The 22,275-nt window shown below is 44.0% G+C and carries 19 protein-coding genes; 3 read left to right on the top strand and 16 right to left on the bottom strand.

What is annotated here, in order from left to right; translation table 11 throughout:
* The 8 genes from oppC to ACWPVL_RS06595 all read right to left on the bottom strand — a co-directional run bounded on the left by oppC (nucleotide 1) and on the right by ACWPVL_RS06595 (nucleotide 9,151).
* Nucleotides 1-927 (bottom strand): oligopeptide ABC transporter permease OppC, encoded by a 927-nt coding sequence (oppC, locus tag ACWPVL_RS06630; RefSeq protein WP_454387772.1) that lies wholly within the window; start codon nucleotides 925-927, stop codon nucleotides 1-3.
* Complete coding sequence (locus tag ACWPVL_RS06625; RefSeq protein ID WP_454387770.1) at nucleotides 927-2,423, bottom strand: ABC transporter permease; 1,497 nt, start codon at nucleotides 2,421-2,423, stop codon at nucleotides 927-929. Before ACWPVL_RS06625 ends, oppC begins: the two co-directional genes overlap by 1 nt.
* A 65-nt stretch (nucleotides 2,424-2,488) precedes the next feature.
* Nucleotides 2,489-4,465, bottom strand: coding sequence for a peptide ABC transporter substrate-binding protein (locus ACWPVL_RS06620; protein WP_454387768.1), 1,977 nt, complete (start codon nucleotides 4,463-4,465; stop codon nucleotides 2,489-2,491).
* Nucleotides 4,466-4,605: 140 nt separating this feature from the next.
* Nucleotides 4,606-6,360: a glycerophosphoryl diester phosphodiesterase membrane domain-containing protein gene (locus tag ACWPVL_RS06615; RefSeq protein ID WP_454387766.1), complete on the bottom strand. Its 1,755-nt coding sequence runs from the start codon at nucleotides 6,358-6,360 to the stop codon at nucleotides 4,606-4,608.
* Between the two features lie 52 nt (nucleotides 6,361-6,412).
* The gene (locus ACWPVL_RS06610) at nucleotides 6,413-6,604 is read right to left on the bottom strand and encodes a hypothetical protein (protein ID WP_454387764.1); all 192 of its coding nucleotides are present in this window, start codon (nucleotides 6,602-6,604) and stop codon (nucleotides 6,413-6,415) included.
* Nucleotides 6,605-6,652: 48 nt separating this feature from the next.
* Entirely contained in the window at nucleotides 6,653-7,147 is a 495-nt protein-coding gene (locus ACWPVL_RS06605) for a DUF536 domain-containing protein (RefSeq protein ID WP_125447254.1), read from the bottom strand.
* Nucleotides 7,148-7,261: 114 nt separating this feature from the next.
* Nucleotides 7,262-7,990 (bottom strand): pseudouridine synthase, encoded by a 729-nt coding sequence (locus ACWPVL_RS06600; protein ID WP_454387762.1) that lies wholly within the window; start codon nucleotides 7,988-7,990, stop codon nucleotides 7,262-7,264.
* 9 nt (nucleotides 7,991-7,999) lie between these two features.
* Nucleotides 8,000-9,151 carry an MFS transporter gene (locus tag ACWPVL_RS06595; protein ID WP_454387760.1) on the bottom strand — a complete coding sequence of 384 codons (1,152 nt, stop codon included), beginning with the start codon at nucleotides 9,149-9,151 and terminating at the stop codon, nucleotides 8,000-8,002.
* 194 nt (nucleotides 9,152-9,345) lie between these two features.
* Here ACWPVL_RS06595 and def point away from each other — a divergent pair, with 194 nt between their 5' ends.
* A complete protein-coding gene (gene def / locus ACWPVL_RS06590; protein ID WP_041826812.1) occupies nucleotides 9,346-9,978 on the top strand; it encodes a peptide deformylase in 633 nt (210 codons plus the stop codon).
* A gap of 65 nt (nucleotides 9,979-10,043) precedes the next feature.
* Here def and ACWPVL_RS06585 read toward each other — a convergent pair whose 3' ends face one another.
* From ACWPVL_RS06585 to ACWPVL_RS06570, 4 genes are all read right to left on the bottom strand, one after another.
* Nucleotides 10,044-10,274 carry a GlsB/YeaQ/YmgE family stress response membrane protein gene (locus ACWPVL_RS06585; RefSeq protein ID WP_125372425.1) on the bottom strand — a complete coding sequence of 77 codons (231 nt, stop codon included), beginning with the start codon at nucleotides 10,272-10,274 and terminating at the stop codon, nucleotides 10,044-10,046.
* A gap of 93 nt (nucleotides 10,275-10,367) precedes the next feature.
* Entirely contained in the window at nucleotides 10,368-11,609 is a 1,242-nt protein-coding gene (locus ACWPVL_RS06580; protein WP_454387757.1) for an aminopeptidase, read from the bottom strand.
* Between the two features lie 21 nt (nucleotides 11,610-11,630).
* Entirely contained in the window at nucleotides 11,631-11,783 is a 153-nt protein-coding gene (locus ACWPVL_RS06575) for a hypothetical protein (RefSeq protein ID WP_045500875.1), read from the bottom strand.
* A gap of 19 nt (nucleotides 11,784-11,802) precedes the next feature.
* Nucleotides 11,803-16,191 (bottom strand): PolC-type DNA polymerase III, encoded by a 4,389-nt coding sequence (locus ACWPVL_RS06570; protein WP_454387755.1) that lies wholly within the window; start codon nucleotides 16,189-16,191, stop codon nucleotides 11,803-11,805.
* Nucleotides 16,192-16,358: 167 nt separating this feature from the next.
* Between ACWPVL_RS06570 and ACWPVL_RS06565 the strand changes: the two genes are divergently transcribed.
* A complete protein-coding gene (locus tag ACWPVL_RS06565; RefSeq protein WP_045500872.1) occupies nucleotides 16,359-16,901 on the top strand; it encodes a hypothetical protein in 543 nt (180 codons plus the stop codon).
* Between the two features lie 150 nt (nucleotides 16,902-17,051).
* Nucleotides 17,052-17,519, top strand: coding sequence for a hypothetical protein (locus ACWPVL_RS06560; protein WP_454387753.1), 468 nt, complete (start codon nucleotides 17,052-17,054; stop codon nucleotides 17,517-17,519).
* 101 nt (nucleotides 17,520-17,620) lie between these two features.
* On the opposite strand, the gene ACWPVL_RS06555 is transcribed toward ACWPVL_RS06560, so the two are convergent.
* From ACWPVL_RS06555 to ACWPVL_RS06540, 4 genes are all read right to left on the bottom strand, one after another.
* Entirely contained in the window at nucleotides 17,621-18,004 is a 384-nt protein-coding gene (locus ACWPVL_RS06555; protein ID WP_185760303.1) for a PH domain-containing protein, read from the bottom strand.
* Between the two features lie 240 nt (nucleotides 18,005-18,244).
* The gene (locus tag ACWPVL_RS06550; RefSeq protein ID WP_454387751.1) at nucleotides 18,245-20,095 is read right to left on the bottom strand and encodes a proline--tRNA ligase; all 1,851 of its coding nucleotides are present in this window, start codon (nucleotides 20,093-20,095) and stop codon (nucleotides 18,245-18,247) included.
* A 45-nt stretch (nucleotides 20,096-20,140) separates the two neighbouring features.
* Entirely contained in the window at nucleotides 20,141-21,397 is a 1,257-nt protein-coding gene (gene rseP / locus ACWPVL_RS06545) for an RIP metalloprotease RseP (RefSeq protein WP_454387749.1), read from the bottom strand.
* Nucleotides 21,398-21,466: 69 nt separating this feature from the next.
* Complete coding sequence (locus ACWPVL_RS06540; protein ID WP_454387747.1) at nucleotides 21,467-22,270, bottom strand: phosphatidate cytidylyltransferase; 804 nt, start codon at nucleotides 22,268-22,270, stop codon at nucleotides 21,467-21,469.
* Between the last annotated feature and the right edge of the window lie 5 nt (nucleotides 22,271-22,275).

Raw genomic sequence — 22,275 nt, 5'->3', positions numbered from 1 at the left:
CTATCTATGTGTCCGTGGATCACTTGCATCGGCTAAGTTTTGACCAACTACGAAGAAGGACAGGGATACCAAGATCAGGGTTGTCAATGGAATCCAGAAAAGGTAAGCGTTGGTTGTTACGTTTTGTGAATAGTCGGAAATCAAGCGTCCCAAACTTGGTACTGTTACAGGAAGACCAAGTCCAAAGAAGGATAGGAAGGCCTCGTAAGAGATAAAGTTTGGAAGCATTTGAGAAGTTGTCGTCACGATAACAGATACCAACTGGGGCATGATATTCTTGGTCACAATCTTATATGTCGGTGTCCCCAAGGTACGCGATGCCAAGTTATACTCCAAATCACGGTAACGCATAATTTGAATACGGATCGTATACGCAATCCCTACCCAGCCAGTGATGGTCATGGCGAAGATCAAGTTCCAGAAACCAGCACCGATAGAGTAAGTCAAGACAATGACAATCAAGAGTGCTGGAATATTTGAAATAACATTGTAGACTTCCATCATAACACGGTCAACCGCTTTGGAAATTCCCCAGATAGCACCAATAATAATTCCGATAATCAGGTTAATGAGTGTTGCGATAATCGAAATCAGAATAGAATTCCGAGCACCAAACCAAACACCGTCAAACAAAGATTTACCATTACTGTCTGTACCAAACCAGTGTTCAGCATTTGGTTTGATATAACGCATACTAAAGTCATTTACCTTGCTGACATCATTGAAATCGAAATTCGAGAACATTGGATAAATGAAACTCATCAAAACGATGGCAATCAGAATCCCTAACATGACCGTCGTTGATTTCTTTTTCAAGAATTGACGCATAACAGAGCGCCAGTATGAATAAGCCGGAGCATCAATCGTTTCAGAGGCAAAATCGTCACGTTTGACAAATTGGAATTTACTTTTATCAATTGTAGCCATTATTTACCTCCTTTAGATGTTAATTTAATACGTGGGTCAAGCATTGTCATCAAGATATCACCAACTAAGAGGGCAAAAATTGAAAGACAGGTGAAAATGAATACAAGACCAACTACCATTGAGTTATTTGATGCCTTAACAGAATCAATCAGCATTTTACCCATACCAGGAAAGGCAAAGACAGTTTCTGTCAGAGTCGCACCGGCAATGACACCAACGATAGAGGCTGGAATACTAGATACCAATGGTACCATGGCATTTTTGAAAATATGTTTGTTAGAAATTTCTTTCTCAGAAAGACCTTTAGCACGGGCAAAGCGGACAAAGTCTTGAGATTGCAAGTCGATCATATAACGACGGATCCAGACAGCTGTCCACGGCGCGCTTAAAAGACCAAGGATAAGAGATGGTAGAACATAAGAACGCCAATCACTTGCTCCCAAAATTGGGAAGGAGTCCGGAAGACCTAGAGTAGAACCAGCCAGACGAACGATGTAGACAAGGGCAATCGTTGGTAGGGACATCATAAAGGTCAAGGCAGCTGTTGAAATACTATCAAACCAAGTATTTTTCAAACGAGCCATATATGATCCAAGTGGGACCGCAATCAAATAAGAAAGAGCTACACCAATCAGACCAATAATAGCTGAACTGGTGATCATTGATGGATTTTGATAGTTGTTCTTAGTTGCAGTATAGGCATCTCCCTTACCATACTTGGCAATATCCTGAGAGTCAGCCTTACTTGGTGTCTTGTAAGTCCGAGAGTAAATATTGACGGAAGAAGTTTTCTTACCAGTTGGGAATTGAACTTCTGATGATTTAGTCTGACCTTGCCCTTGCGAGATAACCTGAAGTACAGGTGTATTAGCATAAGTAGGGTAAGAGTTTCCTAGGTTCAAGCTAACAAAGTTTTGGTGAACAAATGGGAACTGACCATTGAAATACAGAAGGTATTTATGACGAGTACCAGATCCGACGACAGACCAACCAATTGCAGGGTCATTTTCGATTCGAATATAGCGCTCAAGATTTGGATTTTCCTCATCTTGAATCACATTTGGATGGTCAATCTGAATCAGATTTGCGTAAAACTCAATGACACGCTCGTAAACTGGAACCTCACGAACAGCATAGAATTCCTTGCTTTCTTTGAATTGATACAATTTCCAACCTTTGCCAAGTTTCTCAATATAGGCTTCGTAGATCTTCTTGTTCTCTTCGGTCGGCTCGGTCGTTACAGATTTATTTTCTTTCTTGGCTTTTTCCTGCAACTCTTTTGTATCATAGTAGTCAACATAGCCCATCCGCTCATAGACTGTATTTTCATAGTTTGTCTTTTTATCTTCGGTTGTGGCTATTTTATTATAGTTTGGGTCTTGTTTGAAAATCAATCTTCTCGGAACCATTGTATAAATAATAGTATAGGTCAAGGTCGTTACCAAGAAAATCGACACAAGTGAGCGTAAAATACGCATAAAAATGTATTTTTTCATTTATCGTTTCCTTTAAATTTCAAAAGAACTTTCTCTCGTTATTAGAGAAAGTTCTAGTGAACGATTTATTCTACATGACTTTCGAGATCTTTTTGTGCTTTCGCATTTGACTCTTCTTTTTCTTTCAGCCATTTCTTACGAGCTGCTTCGTAGTCTTTCTTCGTTACTACTTCATTTTGAACTTTAAGACGTTTGAAGTAAGTAGAACTTGTCTTATTACCAGTTTGGGCATAAGCGCCTGAGAATGGCTCGATACGTGAGATAAATGGTGCCGCTCCTTGGTTTGCCATCAATGGAACAATAATAGAGTTATCTGTTAACCAAGCTTGAGCCGCTGCATATTTTTCGTAGCGAGTAACAATATCTGAAGTTTCTTTACCCGCTTCATCTACCAAGCGATCATATTCATCTAAACCAACTTGCTTAGCTGCAGCATTATCTGCTCCTTCAAAGCCAAGGTAGGTTTTTGTCGTTTCAGCTGCTGAAGTTTTCAGAATGTCTGTGTAAGTTGATGGATCTTGATAGTCAGGACCCCAGCTAACGAGGATTGAGATATCCCAATCTTCAGCGGCAGCATTTGGTGCGTAGTAAGTAATATTGAAGAGGTCATCTTCTGACATTTGTTGGATATCTACCACCACATTTTCAGATCCCAAAGCCTTTTCAACAGATTGCTTAAGGGATTGAGCACGGTTGATCAATGGTTTCGATGTTTGAGAAACTGGAAGATCTAGATGGATTGGGAATTCAACTCCCTCTGCTTGCAAGGCAGCTTTTGCTTTTGCAAACTCTGTTTTTGCCTTCTCAGCATTATAGAGTCCGTCTTGACCGTCCTCAAGTTGAACACCTTTCCATTCGTCACCCAAGGCTGCAACTTTTTCTTCGACTAGATCACCAAAAGATTTATCGCCGGCTTGAACAAAAGTTGGCGGTACAAAAGTATTGCGAACAGCGTAAGGAGCACCTTCTTCACCATTGACCTGTGCTGAATAAGACTTACGGTCGATAGCAAAGTTCAAGGCTTGACGGAAGTCTTTGTTAAGAATGGCCTTCTTAGTAGCAGACTTCTGAGCATCCGTTGTTTTACTTGTGTGATTGTAACCTTGGCGATCAAGGTTGATACTCATCACATTTACAGTAGCAGCTGGTGCAGTAAAGTAGATGTTGTCCTTAAAGTCTTTTTCTACTCCAGCATAGTTTGAGCTGGTAGGGTAGAGACGAGCTACTGTGTAGGCACCGTCTTTAAAGTTACGAGCAAGGGCATCTTGGTCTTGTCCATCAAAGTAAGACAACTTGATAGTATCGACATGAACATTTTCCTTATCCCAGTAGTTTTCATTCTTTTGATACTCAACAGCAGACTTAGCAGTGATAGACTTCATCAAGAATGGTCCATTGTAAAGGATAGAAGATGGGTCAGTAGATTGACCGAATTTGTCCCCTTGTTTCTTAAGGAAATCTGCGTTAACTGGCCAAAGAACTTGTGAAGTTGTTTTTGAATTCCACTGTGGTTCAGGTTGGTTCAGAGTATATTGGAGAGTGTGGTCATCAACTGCTTTGACACCGACAGTAGAGAAGTCAGTTGTCTTACCAGTCACATAGTCATCCAAGCCTTTTACAGAATGTTGAACAAGGTATAGGGCTTCAGATTTCTTATCAGCAGCATGCTTGAGGCCTGTCACAAAGTCCTGAGCTGTCACATCGCCGTATTCTTCACCTTCTGAAGTGTACCATTTAGCATCTTTACGGATTTTATAGGTATAAGTCAAACCATCTTTAGAAACAGTCCAAGACTCTGCAATAGACGGTACAAAATTACCATATTGGTCATTTTCCAACAAACCGTCCACACCGTTTGTCACGAGGTCAGCTGTTGAAGCTTTACCAGATGTCACATAGTCCAATGTTTCTGGATCAGCGACATAGACATAGTTATAAGCTTTAGATGCACTGTTTCCTTTTGATGAACCAGAACAAGCAGCTAAAACGCCTACTGAAAGAAGGCTAACCCCAGCTAAAGCTAATACTTTGCTTTTTTTCATACGAATTCTCCAATTTTGTTTTTTAGGTTTACTTAGGATTATAGCACAAGAAAGGAAAAAAGTAAACTAAATTTTCTGAATATTATGGTAGCCATGCAATGACTCTACTCTATTACTCGTGTTCATTTTCCACTGCTATCCTAAGAAAAACTTAGCAAGTCTAAAGACTTATTTAATAGAAGGGTAGTATAGTCCGGATCATCCTTGAGTTCTTTGATGGAACTTTGAACCAACTCCAAATCATCTGTAATCATCCCATCCACTCCTAAGCGAAAAGATTTGACGATACTATCCTCATCATTAATGGTCCAGTCATAGAGACGTTTGTCGGATTGCCAGAGCTTATTGACAAAATTATTATCTAAGGTTGAATATTCCATGGTATAGCCAGAAGCCTTGGTTCGTGGAAAGATTGTATTATAAGGCAGGATAAAGAAGCTAGGGATAGAGGAGTCATATTTGACAACCTGATCGATGACTTGGTAGTCCAAGGACTGAATCTGGTGTTGATAAACCTTGATCTTGGCACCATACTTGCTCAAAAATCGTTCCATCATGTCCTTGGAATCTTTCTTGCTCGTCTTGATTTCAATCAAGAGGCGCTGACCGAGTTGATTGGCACGAGTAAAGTAATCGTCAAAGCTAGAAATCTTAGCCCGATAGCCATTTTCTGAAATCTCTAGCGAAGTTAGCTCGGCCAAGGTTAAGTCTTGAGGTTGGGCATCAAGGCCTGCCAACTGCTTCAGGTTTGCATCATGCATCATGACAAATTGCCCATCCTTAGTTTCCTGCACATCCATTTCTACTAGGTCAGGCTTGAGCAAGGCTGTTTTTTCCAGCGCTTCTACGGTATTTTGGATTCCATTTTCCCTCGAGACCCCTCTATGGGAAATCGTAATCGGAACGTTCTCCAAAGGGAAATTTAGATAGACATAGCCTTCTAATGCAAAGCTTAAGCTAGCAATAGTCAGAACAAACCAACGCATTAGAGACAGGCCTCTTTTCGGTGGATAGTCATTTAAGGTACGATCCGTCAGGAAGGAGACAAATTTGAGAAGGAAATAGGACAACATAGCATAGTAGGCAAACTTAATCAGGACAAAAGCTACAATACCGCTAAAGAGGACAACCTCATTTGGTTGAGTGTTCGCGTATCGCTGTCCCAGTATAGCTGGAGCTGAGAGAAAAGTATAAAGCAGAAAGCTTTTGATAATAATCCAAAAAAGATGCCTAGTGTAAAAGAAAAGGCGGTTCTTGGTCTTGGCCAGACTAAAGCGAATTGCCTGAGGAACTGTTGCGTGCTCAAAAAAGAGCTGTGGTAGGGCAAACATTAGTCGCACTGCCACTAGAAGCATGCTGACCACAAGAAGTCCCATGAAAACAGCGAACAAAATATTATTTGCCAAATAGGTGACAATAAAATCCGGAACCAAAATTTTATTGAGATAGTATATTTTCAAAATTTGGCGCAAGAAGGGAAAAAGAAAGCCGATATAAAGTACGATAAAGAGCATTTTTCCTGGTCCAGCCTTCTTGACAATGGCAAAACTGTCCCTAAATGTTTTTCCAAGAAAAGCGAATACTGGTCGGTTTTCTTTATCCAAAAGATTGCGAATCCCCATGAAAATCATGCCACTCTGGAAATAGGCGACAAAGAGATTGACCACAACAAGGACTAGAAAACCTAGACCGACCAGCCAATTAGAGCTGAGGACTGCCCAGACATTGTTGTAAGACAAAAAAAGATAGCCTGTCTGTTTGAGTAGGTATTCTGCTGCGTAGGAATTAAAGGGGATCCATGCATACTCCATCATCATAAAGACCATGAAAAAGAGAACTAGGATCTTGTCTAAATTATGATAAAAGCGCTTAAAGCTAAGTTTTTCTGGTTTCATCTTATTCTTCTTTCAGAAATTTGGGAGAAACAGGGCAGTCAAGTTACAGTGGCTACAGTGAGTCCGCTCCTATTATTGCCATCTTGGATCCACCCCTTCTTTGACAAATAGAGAGTGGGACAGAAATCGGTAATTGGTTAGAATTCGATTTCGTCGTCCCACCTCCGCACAGTTGAGTAGGGCTGTAAAAGCTGATGAAATCAGCGTAGTAGAGTCCACTAAACCACTGCGTCTTGCTCGACAATCCAAAGACAATTGAGAGGCTAGGAATTTTATCCCAGCCTCTTCTTTCTTATTTACCAAACAAACGAGCAAAAAAGCCTTTGTTTTCCTGCTTTTGTACCTTCTCCTTGGCTTCATCCAGCTCCAAAAGGAGAGTCTCCCGCTCACTCATAGCCTTGGCTGTCAACTGCTGCTGCTGGTCTAGCTGCTTGTCTTTTTCGGCAATCTGCACATCTTTGATACGGAGTTGCTCGTCTTTTTTAGCTAGCTGGTTATCTTTAGCTTTTAGTTGCTCATAAAGGCGCAAAATCTCAGCATTTTTTTCATCCACTAAGATTTCCATCAACTCGCGCTGTTTGACTTCTTCGCTGACTGGCTCATCTTCAAAAATGGTCTTTTTATAAATTTCTTCTAGCTTAATCAGGCCACTGCGGGTCACGACTGTGACACCTTTTTCATTTTTTTCTGTATCTTCTGGCGGCAAGGCCTTGACACGATTATTGATTGCCTGACGGCTGACTCCTAAAATCTCGGCCAGCTCGCTGACTGTCTTTTCAATTGCCATAATTTCCTCTGAAACTTTTTCTAGATATAGTTACCTAAATCTTATCATATCAAGGCTTAACTGTCAAATAGAGCAAGAAAGTGAAGCAATCCATTGCTCCACTTTCCTAGCTTTCTATAGTTCAACTTGAAAAATTTCCAAGCTCTGCATTTCTTCTTTAGTCAAGCGTCGCCATTGCCCCAGTTCCAGATTTGGATCTAGCTGCAAAGGTCCCATAGACAAACGCTGAAGGTCGGTGACTTCCTTCCCACAAGCTAAAACCATCCGCTTCACCTGATGAAACTTACCCTCTGATAGGGTGATACGGACCAGACTGGTCTTCGCCACCTCATCTCTTTCAAGAATTTCGAGTTGGGCAGGCTGACAAGTGAAATCTTTGAGTTCGATTCCTTGAGCAAAACGCTCAACATCTGCCTGATCCATCAGACCGGCAACCTGAGCTTGATAAACCTTAGCCACATGGCGTTTGGGAGACAGCATAGCGTGCGATAACTGACCATTATTGGTCAAAAGCAGAAGACCATGCGTATCCACATCTAAGCGCCCCACAGGAAAGGCTTCTTTTTGACGGGCAGTATCGTCTAATAAATCTAAAACTGTTTTATGGCGGTCATCTTCAGTTGCGGAAATGACACCCTTTGGTTTGTTCAAGAGATAGTAGACAAATTTTTCATAAACCAAGGTCTGACCATCCACCACAATCTGATCCGACCGTTCATCAATCTGTGTCTTGGCTGACGTGACTGCTGTCCCGTTGACCCAGACTTGACCTTTTTTCAATAGTTGCTTGACCTGACTGCGCGAGCCAAGCCCACTTTCCACTAGAAATTTATCGAGACGCATACTCTTCTCCTAAGCAAACTTTTTCTTGAGAATGCCGAATGCCAGCACTGCCATTAAAACCATCAGACTTCCCAAAACGCCAAAAATAAAGGAAGCTTGGCTTGAAAATTGACTAATCAATGACAAAAAGAAAGTTGTAGCGGTAGCTCCAGCACTACAACCTAAAATCACAATCGAAGTCGCTTGATTCAGGGATTTGCTAGGGATTCTCTCGGAAAGAATATGGAAAATCGATGTCAGACTGACACTATAAACAAAGCCAGAAGCGATAGTAACGGCACTCAAGAGAAAGAGATTTGGTGCTAGGCCAATCATGATCGAAGTAAGACCAAAGGCCACTCCCGCAACCGTCAATAAATTTTCCTTGAAATAATGAAGAAGAGGTGCAAAGGACAAGCCTGCGGCAATACCAATCAACTGCATAGTTGAAAGAATCAAACCTGCCGTCTGAACACTCCCCATACCAGACTTTTCAACCAGTCCGGGCACGCGCACGTTGATAACTACATTCGTCAAGACAATCACGGCTGCTACCAGGGCTAGGCCGATTGTCAGAAACCACTGTGCAGCTGTCAGACCCTTTCCTTCCTGATGAGCCTCATGATGCTTCTCCTCCTTGCCATAAGGCACAAAGAGCAGGTAGAGGGCTAGAACGATCAACCCCGACGCATAGACCAAGAAAGAAATTTCCCAGCCAAAGCGAAGCAACTGGCTCACTCCAAGCGTCAAGAGAGCCGTCCCTACAACTTCAGCCGATCCACGTAGACCGAGAGTCTGAATCCGCTCCTTGCCCTCATAACGTTCGCTGATAATCGAAATGGCCTTAGCATTGAGCAAACCAACTCCCATACCAAAGATCAGGCGCGAGGCAAAAATCACCCAATATTCCTTATTCACGAGAGGAACAAAGCCGCAAAGAGAGAAAATCAAGAGCCCCGTCACAATCATCTTTCGCTCTGATAAATATTTCTCCACTAGGCCATTTAAAACTAGCATGAGCATAATCCCAGCCGATGGGAGAGAAACCAACAATTCTATCCAGCTTTCCGGCAGGTCTTTATAATAAGCAAACATGGCCGACTGGGCACTGGAAATCGAAAAGGAGGTCGTCAACACTAAAGAAAGTGAGAGAATACTCACTTTTTCCATAAACTTTTTCATTCTATTTTCCTTTAAAAATCACACTCATTCTATCATACAGCTTTTTAGAAAAAGACGCAATCATCTTTTCTTAAAAATTCGGCCATTAAAAAGATTATTCTTTCGAAAAATTTCTCCTCTGACAAAAGGACAAGCCCTTTCTTTATTTCTGGCGGGATTTGTGTTATGATGAAGGGAAGAAAAAGGAGAGAATCATGTCTGTTATTGAAAAAAAATCGGTTATGGATAAATTAACCAAGGCAGCTCATTTGATTGATATGAGCGATATTATCCGCGAGGGAAATCCTACCTTGCGTGCGGTGGCTGAGGAAGTCAGCTTTCCCTTATCTGATCAGGAAATCATTTTAGGTGAGAAAATGATGCAGTTTTTGAAACATTCTCAAGATCCTGTCATGGCGGAAAAAATGGGTCTCCGTGGCGGAGTCGGTCTAGCAGCGCCTCAGCTGGATATTTCTAAGCGAATCATCGCTGTGCTGGTGCCAAATCTGGAGGACGAAGAAGGAAATCCGCCTAAAGAAGCCTACTCACTGGCTCAGGTCATGTACAATCCTAAAGTTGTGGCCCACTCTGTGCAAGATGCAGCTCTGGCTGACGGCGAGGGTTGCCTTTCCGTCGACCGCGAAGTACCAGGCTATGTCGTGCGTCATGCACGAGTGACCGTGGATTACTTTGACAAGGACGGTCAAAAACACCGCATCAAACTCAAGGGCTACAATTCTATCGTGGTTCAACACGAGATTGACCATATCAACGGCATCATGTTCTACGACCGCATCAATGAAAAAGATCCATTTGCAGTGAAAGACGGTATGCTGGTACTGGAATAAACGACCATATTTGCAATCAAAAATACCTAGACGTTTTCACGCCTAGGTATTTCTTTTACACTATTCTAGGTGCCTCGATCCCAGAAAAGAGCCAAGAGGATCACAGCACCCAAGACTGAGGGAAGAATGGCTGTGCCCGCTAACATCGGTCCCCAGTGGCCAAAAAGCAATTGCCCAAGCCATGAACCGAACCAGCCCAAGAGGATTTTTCCGATACAGCCCATACGCTCCCCGCGGCTGGTAATAGCCCCAGCCATGAGACCAATAATAAAACCGACAAACATACTACCAATCATATAGGATCCTTCTTTCTATGTTTCTAAGAATACTTTTCAAGAAGCAGGTGGGAGCTACTAGACTTGAAGTGCCATCCAGAGTAACTTGAAATCTTAGATTGCCCAGTCTCCATTTCTGAAGATAGGAACTCGTGTTCCATCCTCACGGATACCATCGATATCCATTTGATTAGAGCCAATCATAAAGTCCACGTGAACATCTGAACGGTTGAGGCCCGCAGCTTCAAGCTCTTCTTCGCTCATCTCTGCTCCACCAACAACGCTGGTCGCATAGGCTGCACCGATAGCCAAGTGGTTTGAAGCATTTTCATCAAAAAGGGTATTGAAGAAGGTAATGCCTGACTGGGAAATTGGGCTTGGATCTGGTACCAAGGCACATTCCCCCAAGGCACGCGCACCCACATTTTCAAAGACAAGGTCCTTCATGACCTGATCACCCTTCTCGGCAGTGATATCCACGATTTGTCCGTCTTTAAAGGTCACTTTAATGCCTTCGATGATATTTCCGTTGTAGCTAAGTGGTTTTGTAGAAGTGACATAGCCATCTGCACGACGGAAGTCAGGCGCAGTAAAGACTTCCTCTGTCGGCATATTTGGCAAGAATCCTTCTCCCTGTGCATTGATAGCACCAGCTGATTCCCAAACGTGGTTCTTTGGCAAACCAAGTGTCAAATCTGTTCCTGGTGCAGTATAGTGAAGGGCTGAGAATTGTTCTTTATTGAGCATTTCTGCCTTACTCTTGAGGATAGCTGCATGCTCTTCCCAAGCCTTAACAGGATCTTCTTCGTAAACACGGCAAGTTTTGAAAATTTGGTCCCAAAGGAGATCAACTGCTTCTTCATCGCTCGCAGCATTTGGAAAGACTTTTTTGGCCCACTCAAGTCCAGCAGCGGCTGCTACAGTCCAGCTAACCTTGTTGGATTGAGTTGCGATACGCATTGGCTTCATCGCAAGTCCCATAGCTTTAGCAGAAGCTGAAAGCTTGTCCGCATCCACTCCGTTCAAGGAACCTGGGTCAGATGAGCGAACCCCAAGACGGCTAGCTTTCTTTTCGAGGAGATAGTTCATCTCAGCAATCTTGTATTCTGGCACATTGTCCAAGCGGTCCATTGGTGCGTGGAGGAATTTCTCACGGTTGATGACATCATCTGTCCACTGAACGATAACCTCATGAGCACCCAAGGCATAGGCTTCTTTCACGATCAAATGCGCCAACTCACGCTGCTCCACATCAATAGAGAGAGCCAAGGTGTGACCCGACTGCACGTTGATACCATTGGCAACTAAGAGTTTAGCGTATTTCTCTAAGTTTTCTTTAAAATTTGGCAGAACCATTCTGCTTCTCCTTTTCTTTCGTTATTTCTCTTTAAACAGGGACAGCAGGCTAATCGCTGCCACCGTACCGCAAATCAAGGCGGTCATTTTCAAAATCGTATCTGGATCAAACTCCAGCTGGTAATCAAACACCTTTTGCGCAGGCTTATCCTGAGCGGAAATGGTCAATTTCATAAAAACCTCTTTCTATATTTTAGAAAAACTCATCAAACAGACTCAACTGGTTATCCTCGGGCATATTTCCTAAAATACCCATGTCGTCCATTTTTTCGACTAGGGTGCTAGAGAGGCCGCCGCGTTTGCGGAGTTCTGTCTTAGAGAGAAATTCGCCTTCTTCGCGCGCTCTGACTACTTGGCGGGCAACGTTGTCACCCAGACCGTCCATAGCGGAGAATGGTGGAATAAGGGTATCTCCTTCGATGAGAAACTCAGTTGCATGGCTCTTGTAGAGATCTAACTTTCCGAATTTGAAACCCCGCTCCAGCATTTCATTGACGATTTCCAAGGTTGTATAAAGGTCAATTTCTACATTGGAGGCTTCGTTGTTCTTACGCTTCTCAGCGATTTCGTTCATCCGACGCTTGACGGCATCAAGACCGCCACTCATGGTCTTGATATCAAAGGCCTTAGCCCGGATGGAGAAATAAGCACAGTAGTAATAAATCGGATGATGCACCTTGAAGTAGGCCACCCGCAGGGCCATCATAACATAGGCTGCCGCATGGGCCTTGGGGAACATGTACTTGATCTTTCCACAGGACTCAATGTACCACTCTGGCACATTGTTTTCCTTCATGGCTGCGATGTAGCCATTGCGCTCTTCTTCAGAAATCTTCAGCCAAAGGCCCTTCCGCACGCGCTCCATGATCGTAAAGGCCATCTTAGGATCCAAGCCCTTGTGCATGAGGTAAACCATGATGTCGTCCCGACAGCCGATAACGGTGGACAGGTCAGCAATCCCTTGCTTGATCAAGTCCTGAGCATTGCCTAGCCATACGTCCGTACCATGAGAAAGACCAGATAGCTGTAAGAGCTCGGCAAAGGTGGTCGGATGGGTCTCGTCAACCATTCCCCGTACAAAATTGGTTCCAAACTCTGGAATCCCCAGCATACCAGTCGGCGTGCCGATTTGCTCCTGAGTCACCCCCAGAATGTCTGTCCCAGAAAAGAGGGCCATGACGCCAGCATCATCCATAGGAATGTCATTAGGATCAATGCCAGACAAGTCCTGAAGCTTCCGAATCATGGTCGGATCATCGTGTCCCAGAACGTCTAGCTTGAGGACATTTTCATCAATATCGTGGAAGTTAAAGTGGGTGGTCTGCCACTCGGCCGTCACATCATCAGCTGGATACTGGACTGGTGTAAAGTCATAAACATCCATGTAGTTAGGGATAACAACGATTCCGCCTGGGTGTTGTCCAGTCGTCCGCTTGACTCCGGCAGCTCCCTGCGCCAGACGCTCAACTTCGGCGTCCCGATAAAATTTCCCATAGTCGCGCTCGTAGCCCTTGACAAATCCATAGGCTGTCTTAGCCGCAACGGTACCAACGGTTCCAGCCCGAAAGGCATACTCCTCACCAAAGATGTCCCGCACGTCCAAATGGGCGCTCGGCTGATCCTCTCCAGAGAAGTTCAAGTCAATATCGGGCACCTTGTCCCCGTCAAATCCAAGGAAGGTCTCAAAAGGAATATCTTGCCCATTTTTGCTAAGTTTGTGGCCACACTTTGGACAGTCCTTATCCGGCATATCAAAGCCAGAACCATAAGATCCATCCGTGATGAACTCGCTGTATTGGCATGTGCCACAGACATAGTGGGGCGACAAAGGATTAACCTCGGTAATCCCAATCATGGTCGCGACAAAGCTGGATCCGACTGACCCCCGTGAACCTACCAGATAACCCCGCTCATTGGATCGCTGCACCAGCATCTGCGAAGCCAGATAAATCACGGCAAAACCATTCCCCAAGATAGAGGTCAGCTCTTTTTCAATCCGCAAGTCTACGATATCTGGCAGCGGATTGCCGTAAATCTCAAAGGCCTTTTGATAGGTCAGCTCAGCAACTGTCTCCTCGGCCTTGTCAATGAAAGGTGTATAGAGGTCGCCCTTGACCACCTCGACCGGCTCAAAGGTCTCTGCCAGCTGATTCGGATTGGTGATGACCAACTTCTTAGCCAAGTCCTCACCCAAGAATGCAAATTCGTCCAGCATCTCATTGGTGGTTCGGAAGTGAGCCTTCGGAAGCGGAGCCGGCTGGGCATTTTCACCGTGACCAATAGTCCGGTTAATCATGGCTCCCTGACCGAGACTACGGACGATAATCTCTCGATAGATTTCTTCTTCCGGCTCGATATAGTGGACGTTCCCCGTCGCAAGGACAGGCTTGCCCAAGCGATCGCCAACCTCAATCAGATTGCGAATAATGATCTGCAGTTCTTCCTGGTCTTTGATCTGCTCCTTGGCAATCAGCGGCTCATAGATAGCCGGCGGCATAACCTCGATAAAGTCATAATACTTGGCCACTTCGACAGCCGCATCCACCCCCTGAGAGACAACAGCATCATAGACTTCGCCTTCTGAACAGGCTGAGCCCAGAATCAGGCCTTCACGATGGGCATCCAGCACGGTCCGTGGAATCCGCGGGACACCTTCAAAATACTTGGTATTGGACAGACTGACTAACTTGAAAATATTCTTGAGTCCCGTCTGATTTTTCACATAAATGGTCGCATGTTTGACCCGAGCCTTCTTGTAGGAATTCTCATCGACCAGATCCGTATTCAAATCCTTAAGGTTGGTCACACCATGCTTTTCAGCCACATCCTTGATAAAGATAAAGAGGAGGCGGCCAGTTGCTTCTGCATCATAGTTGGCCATGTGATGGTGCTCTAGAGCAATCTGGAAACGCTTGGTCAAAGGCCCCAGACCATGGCGCTTGTACTCTGGATAGAGATTGCGGGCAAATTCCAGCGTGTCAATGACTGGCTGAGTGATTTTGGGCAGGCCATGCCGCTCATAGTTGACATTCATAAAGCCCACGTCAAAGGTAGCATTATGGGCAACGAGAACGCTGTCCTGACAAAATTCCTGAAATTCTTTCAGAACTTGCTCAAGCGGTTTGGCATTGCGGACATGCTCATCAGTAATCCCAGTCAGATCCGTCGTAAAGGCCGACAGAGGATGGCCGGGATTGATAAACTCATCAAACTCAGCGATGATATTGCCCTTATGCATCTTGCTGGCAGCGACTTGAATCAAGTCATTGTAAACAGCCGAAAGGCCTGTCGTTTCCACGTCAAAGACTACATAGGTCGCATCGCTCAGCTCCATGTCCACTTCATTATAGACGATGGGCACCCGGTCTTCTACAATATTGGCCTCCATACCATAAATCAGCTGGATACCAGCCTTCTTGGCAGCCTTGTAGCCATGGGGAAAGCTCTGCACATTGCCATGGTCGGTAATGGCGACAGCCTTGTGGCCCCACTTGGCGGCTGTTGCAACAATTTCCTCGACCTCAGGTAAAGCATCCATAGTAGACATATTTGTATGTGCGTGAAATTCAACCCGCTTCTGCCCCTCAGGCATGAGGTCCTTGCGCTCATAGTGGGTAACTTCCTGGACATCCTGCACATTCATGGTCAGATCGCGGGTAAAATTGTTCATCTCCACATTTCCACGCACGCGCAGCCAGGCACCTTTCTTAATCATGTCAAACTTCTTGGCTTCTTCCTCGTTTTTCATCCATTTCTGCAAGGAGAAACTGGAAGTGTAGTCTGTCATTTTGAAGTTGAGCAAGACCCGGCCGGTCCGAGTGACCTTCTGCTCCAAGTCAAAAACCATTCCCTCGAAGACAAGACGGTTTTCCTCAGTCTGAACTTCGATCATAGGGGTAATTTCTGCCTTGTCTAGATTTGGCTTTGCTGCAGCCTTGCGAGCTTGGAAGTCATAGGCTGGCTTTTCCTCTGGCGGTGGTGCCATCTGTTGCAGAGATTCCATGGCTTTGAGCGCTTCTTCATTGGCCGCCTGAACAATCTTGTCATTCTCCGCCTGGAAATTCTCCGCTTGCTGCTGGGTCAGCTCATCGCTGTGCTGAACCTGACAGATCAGCTGAGGAAAGCCGTATTTGACCAACTGGCGACTGAGATTTGGCAGGTGATTCTTACGAAAATGCTCCGTATCAATAGTCGAAGCCCCCTCAATCAGCAGCTTGTCCCCATCCAAATGAACCTGTAAATCCTGATACAGACTCTTAAAGCCATGGCTGGCACAAGGCCCCTCCTCAAAGGCCAGCTGGTAATAAGCCTGCAAGAGCTCATCCGACACTTGGGGAGCCTGACAGTGAATTTCAAAAACGGCTTGATTGCCCGTCTTAGAAAACTCTTGAGATAAGCGCTTCTGCAACTCCCGAAAAATCTCAATAGGCAGAATATTCGTAAAAGAAAAATGAAACTCCCAGACCCGACTGACCTTGTGGACCAGAACTTCCTCAATTTCAGCATTCAAAAAGGCCTCTGAATTTCTCATTTCCAGTGGCATATCCAGCTGATGCATTAAAATTTCAAACTTGTTTGACATGACATTTCCTCGTACAGTAGTGACCCTATTTTACCATAAATCAACACTTTTTTCGACAGAAAAAGAGCGGAGTAAAGTTGTTGATGTCTATATATTTATATGTTTTCTTGTCTTAAAACTAAGTTATGATATAATAGAAAAAACATTTATCCAAAGGAGTCTTAACTGTGAAGAAAATTTTACTGGCTAGCGCCTGTCTGCTGGCTTTGACTGCCTGCAGCATGCCTAAGCAAACAAAGCATGAAAACAAACCCAACCAAAGTCAGAGCCAAAGCAAGCCAAAAAAAGAAGAGAAAGTAAAAACCAAGACTTTTGCTTACAACATGCCTAACGGATACAATAATAAAATTGTCGCTTATTATCAAAAAGATAAGATTCGAGCCTTCGATTTTATGGCTACGAAACCGACTCAAGAGGACGAACAAAGTAAGAGTCCTGAAGAAATCAGCAACATTTATCAAGAAGAATTAAAAGCTGGTGACTTTTATGATAAATTCAGCAAGTTAGATGGAGTCACACTTGAAGTCAAAGTTTCAGAGGACAAGAAAACCGTTGCACAAGTTGCCCACTTTGATCTCAGCAAAGCAAAAGAAAAACAAGTCATGGCTGCTTTAGGGGAAACAACTAAAGATAACCTATTCAAAAAGCTTAAGGAAAAGCCCGAAGATTTCTTTGCTTTTCTGCTATCTCAAGGATTCACAGAAGAATAAAATCTTTTCTGACTTATTTTTTACTTTAGAAACTATCCTGTCTTGCTAGCCAAGTCCTTAGTTCGCCAGCAAGAAAAAACGTAGAAAATATTTTTTAGAGCAAGCTATTGGCTTTCACTTCTCCAATAGCATGATTTTCAAGGAGTTTTTATGCGCTTAACTAAAAAAACTGTTTTTATTGGTATCGCTTCTCTTCTTATTGTGGGCTTAGCTGCATGGGGAGTAAATGTATTTCTCGTCATGAACAACGCTCAGCAAAGTTTTGATAAAAATTTTATTCACTTTCAAGCTAAAAGTGATGACAACGAAACTTTTATTACACAAGGCATTGGAAAAAAAGAAGCTTATAATTTATCCTACTCTCCTGCTAAGAAGACCATTGAAATAACCAAATCGACTAAAAATGGAGATATCTATTCTTTCGATTCCATTTACGGAGCAGTAAAAGTCTATGATATAAAGCAAAACGCTAATCGCTATGTCTTTGTAACAGCTGCAAAACCAATAATCGTTGACTTTGGAATAACTTCAGTCAAGGTAACTTATGACGGAGGTCATTTTGAAACTCCATACTCTGAGCTGCATTTTGGTGAATCTTTCCCTAGTGAAGACAACTAAATAGAAATTGCTTTTGATCGTCAGTCTTTATTTATGAACTAACCAAGCCAATAAGCTATGGTTAGTTTTTGTTTGCAAAAAAAAGCGGTTGAAACCGCTTTTTATCTCAATACTGCTTCTGCCAGCGCTTTTTGGATGGCAATGACACTTTTATCACTTCGGAAGGTTAGGGTTTCAGCTGGTTCCTCAGCACTGGAAACCCAGATTTTCAGCTCAGCGTCTAGGTCAAAGTGGCCAGCCGTTTCCACCGAAAAGCGAGAAATGGAGCGATAAGGATAAGACTTATAAGCCGTTTTCTTGCCTGTAACTCCCTGCTTATCCACCAAAATCAACCGCTTATCTGTAAAGACAATCAAGTCGCGAATGAGACTGAAAGCCAGCTCCACATTTTCTGCTGGCGTCAAAATGTTCTCCAATTCTCTTTCTGTTTTTTCAATATCCTTCTGAGAAGCATTGCCCAATAAACCACTGAATAATCCCATCATTCATTCCTCCAATCCATTTTTCCCTACTATAGCATTTTCAAGGCCAATAAGCAAAAGAAAGAGAGTGGGACAGAAATCTGAAATTCGTTAGAATTCGATTTCGTCGTCCCACCTCCGCACAGTTGAGTAGGGCTGTAAAAGCTGATGAATTCAGCGTAGTAGAGCCCACTCAACCACTGCGTCTTGCTCGACAATCCAAAGACAATTGAGAGGCTAGGACTTTTGTCCTAAACTCTTGTTTTATTTTGTCAAAATAGACAGAGTTTCGAGCAGATTGTCAGCGTGGACTTCAATGGTATCGCCCGTAGCCTTAATCTTGACTTCGACAATGCCTTCTGCGGCTTTTTTACCAACTGTCACGCGGATTGGGAGACCAATCAAATCGCTGTCGCTGAACTTAACACCCGCGCGCTCATTGCGATCATCCACCAAGACCTCATAACCAGCACTTAGCAAGTTAGCCTCGATTTGATCAGTGAGAGCAAGAGCTTCCTCGTCCTTGACATTGACCGGAATCAGGTGAACGTCAAATGGTGCCAGCTCTTTCGGGAAGTTGATGCCCCAAGCATAGCGGAATTCACCCTTAGGAGTTTTATTGACAAAGAGGCGGGCATGCTGCTCCATAACAGCGGACAGGAGACGGCTGACACCGATACCGTAGCAGCCCATAATCATCGGTACGGCACGGCCATTTTCGTCCAAGACATTGGCATTCATGCTGTCAGAATAGCGTGTTCCCAATTTAAAGATATGCCCAATCTCAATCCCACGAGCAAACTTGAGGATACCTTGGCCATCTGGAGACACTTCACCTTCGCGAACTTCGCGGATATCCACATACTCTGGGCTAAAGTCACGGCCTGGATTAACACCAGTCAAGTGGTAGCCATCTTCATTGGCTCCTGCCACAGCATTAGAAAGGTCTTGGACTCTACGGTCTGCGATAATGGTCACATCTGCTGGCAGATTGACTGGGCCTAGCGAACCAAAGCCTGCACCCAAGAGCTGACGAACTTCCTCTTCACTAGCGGCTTCAAAGAAATCTGCACCCAAATGGTTTTTCAACTTGACTTCATTGAGTTGGTCATTGCCGACAAGAAGCGCTACGACAGGCTTTTCATCAGCCATGTAAACCAAGGTCTTGATTGTTCCTTCTGTATCAACTTGTAGGAAAGCTGCTACCTCATCAATGGTCTTGCAGTCAGGAGTTTCTACACGCACCAACTCTGCTTCAGTCACTACTTTTTTGTTTGGTTTGTAAGCATTGGTTGCCATTTCTAGGTTGGCTGCATAGCTAGACTCGCTAGAGTAGGCAATGGTATCTTCCCCAGAAACCATCCATTTAAGCAATTCTGCCTTGATTTCTTCTTGTACTTCTGCAGGAATTTCATCAAACGAGGCAACTGACTTATCCAAAACGACCCAACGGTCAAGATCTGTACGAGCAGGTGTGATTGCCATAAATTCTTGGCTGTCCTTACCACCCATGGCACCACCGTCACCGATAATGGCTTTGAAATCTAGCTCGCTGCGAGTGAAGATTTTCTCATAAGCAGATTTGTACTCATCATAAGTTACATCCAAACTATCATAGTTAGCATGGAAACTATAACCGTCTTTCATGATAAATTCACGGGTACGAAGAAGTCCATTACGTGGGCGTTTTTCATCGCGGTACTTAGGCTGGATTTGATAAAGGTTAAGCGGCAATTGCTTGTAAGATTTAACAGAGTCACGGACAATAGAAGTGAAGGTCTCTTCGTGTGTCGGACCTAGGATAAAGTCTGATTTTTCACGATTTTTTAGCTTGTAGAGGTCTTCACCGTAGGTCTCGTAACGACCTGACTCGCGCCAGAGGTCCGCACTGAGCAGGGCTGGCGCCAGCATTTCAACTGCACCAATCTTATCAAACTCTTCCCGCATGATTTTTTTAGCTTTTTCAATAACACGGTTAGCCAGTGGCAGATAAGAGTATACTCCCGCAGAAACTTGGCGAACATAGCCAGCCCGCAACATAAGGGCATGGCTGATAACCTGAGCATCGCTTGGCATTTCGCGCAGCGTTGGGATTAGCATTTTACTTTGTTTCATAAAAACAAAACTCCTTCATAGAATATTTTTCAGTCTTTTAAAATGTTAGAAGAACAATTTCATAATATCATTCCAAGTCACAGCGATCATAAGGACAACCATGACAGCTACCCCTGCGAGGGTAACATAGCTTTCTGTTTCCCGTTTCAAGGGTTTGCGACGGATAGCCTCAAGGATATTGAGGACAATTTTTCCACCGTCCAAAGCCGGAATCGGAATTAGATTAAAGATCCCGATATTAAGGGACAGCATAGCTAAAAGATTCAGAATAGCCAGCAAGCCCTGCTGAGCCGCCTGACTGCTGACATTATAAATAGCAACCGGACCGCCTAATTTATTTAAATTAAAGTTAAAAATCAAATCTTTCAAGGCTGTTAGGATCCGACCTGTAGTCGTCCACGTAGCAGTAAAGCCTCCAACTACCTTGTCCCAAAAACCAGTCTTGATAGCAGGTGAAACGCCCAATAGATAGCGATCACCCTCTTTTTTAGGCTCAATGTCAACTTTATGAGTCTGACTGCCGCTCTTATAAGTGATGGTCAATGTTGGTGCATCTGCCTTATCCTTCGTCGCTTCTGACACGGCTTTAGTCAGGTCATCCCAGTTTGCAATCTCATAATTATTGACTTTCAGAATCTGGTCATTGCTTTTCACCCCTGCCTTGGCAACGGCGCTACCTTCCAGCACCTGAAAATGATTGCTGTTTTCATCTTGGACACCGCCTTGCAGAAATGCCAAGAACATAAAAACTAGAATACTCAAAATGAAATTGTTCATGGGACCAGCAAAATTGGTGATGAGGCGTCCCCAGATAGTCGCATTTTGATACTGGACATCCAGCGGAGCAATCCGAACTTCCGTTCCGTCCTCCTCAACAATGGTCGCATCGTGATCAACAGAATAAGTCTTGGTCTCATCTAAGACCAGCCCTGTAATCTCCAGTTTTTCTTCAAAATCAAAACTGGTTACATTCATAGGCAGAGCCGTCTGATCAATTTTCTTGCCAGACAGATTGATGCGGACGACTTTTCCCTCTTCATTCAGAGTTAGACTAGCTGGCGTACCTGTTTTGATTTCTGTCGAATCCTCGCCCCAGCCAGCCATGCGGACATAACCACCGAGCGGTAAGATCCGAATCGTATAGGCTGTTCCATCCTTGCCAATATGAGCAAAGATTTTCGGGCCCATCCCAATGGCAAACTCACGAACTAGAATGCCTGATTTTTTGGCAAAGTAGAAATGTCCAAACTCATGAACCACCACGATGATCCCAAAAACAATAATAAATGTAATAATCTGCATAAGTCTAATCTTTCTCTTAAGATTGTTCATTAGCCAAGAAGGCTTTCGGCTGCTTGGCCACCAAACTCCTTAGAACAGGCCAAAGAGGTGCATCAGTGGAAAGACAAAAAGCAAGCTATCAAAGCGATCCAAAACGCCGCCATGCCCAGGAATAAATTTCCCTGAGTCTTTGACACCAAAGTGACGCTTAATAGCGCTCTCTACCAAATCACCGAATTGGCCAGCAATACTAAAGACAACTGTCATGAGCAGCATGGTCACAAAGCTATATGGAGTGGCAACTTGCGGACGGACAGACATAAAAATCGCAGAAACCAGCACCGCTGAGATAATGCCTCCTAAACTGCCTTCAATGGTTTTATTTGGCGATATCTTTGGCAATAATTTTCTCCGCCCGTAGCGGGTACCGACCAGATAGGCCCCACTGTCTGTCGCCCAGACGATAAAGAGAGCCAGCAAAACCTTGTCCACATTTACCAAACGAGCATCGATCAAAGCATTAAAACCTAGGCCGACATAAAAACTAGAAGCAATCGGATAAGCCGCATCTTCAAAGCTATAAGAGGAACCTAAAACAGTCGCTCCTAACAAGACGAAAACAACCAAGCCATAAGCCATCACATTGCCGTCCACGGGCGAAAACTTCAAGTAATTTTCAAGTGGCAGGGTCAAGACGAAAGCTGCCAGCATAGCCAATCCGCCCTCCAAGGTCGCTGTCGGAAGCCCCTTCATCTTAAGCAATTCATGCACTGCCAGCATAGCTAAAAGACCAACACTGATCTGGAAGGGAATCCCTCCCATCTTCACTAGAGGAATAAAAATTGCTAGAGCAATTCCTCCAAAAAGAAGACGTCTTTGTAGATCTAAACTCATCTTTT

Source organism: Streptococcus sp. Marseille-Q8145 (genome assembly GCF_965112035.1).
Note: the sequence above shows the minus strand (reverse complement) of the source record. Positions and strands in the feature narration are given on the sequence as shown.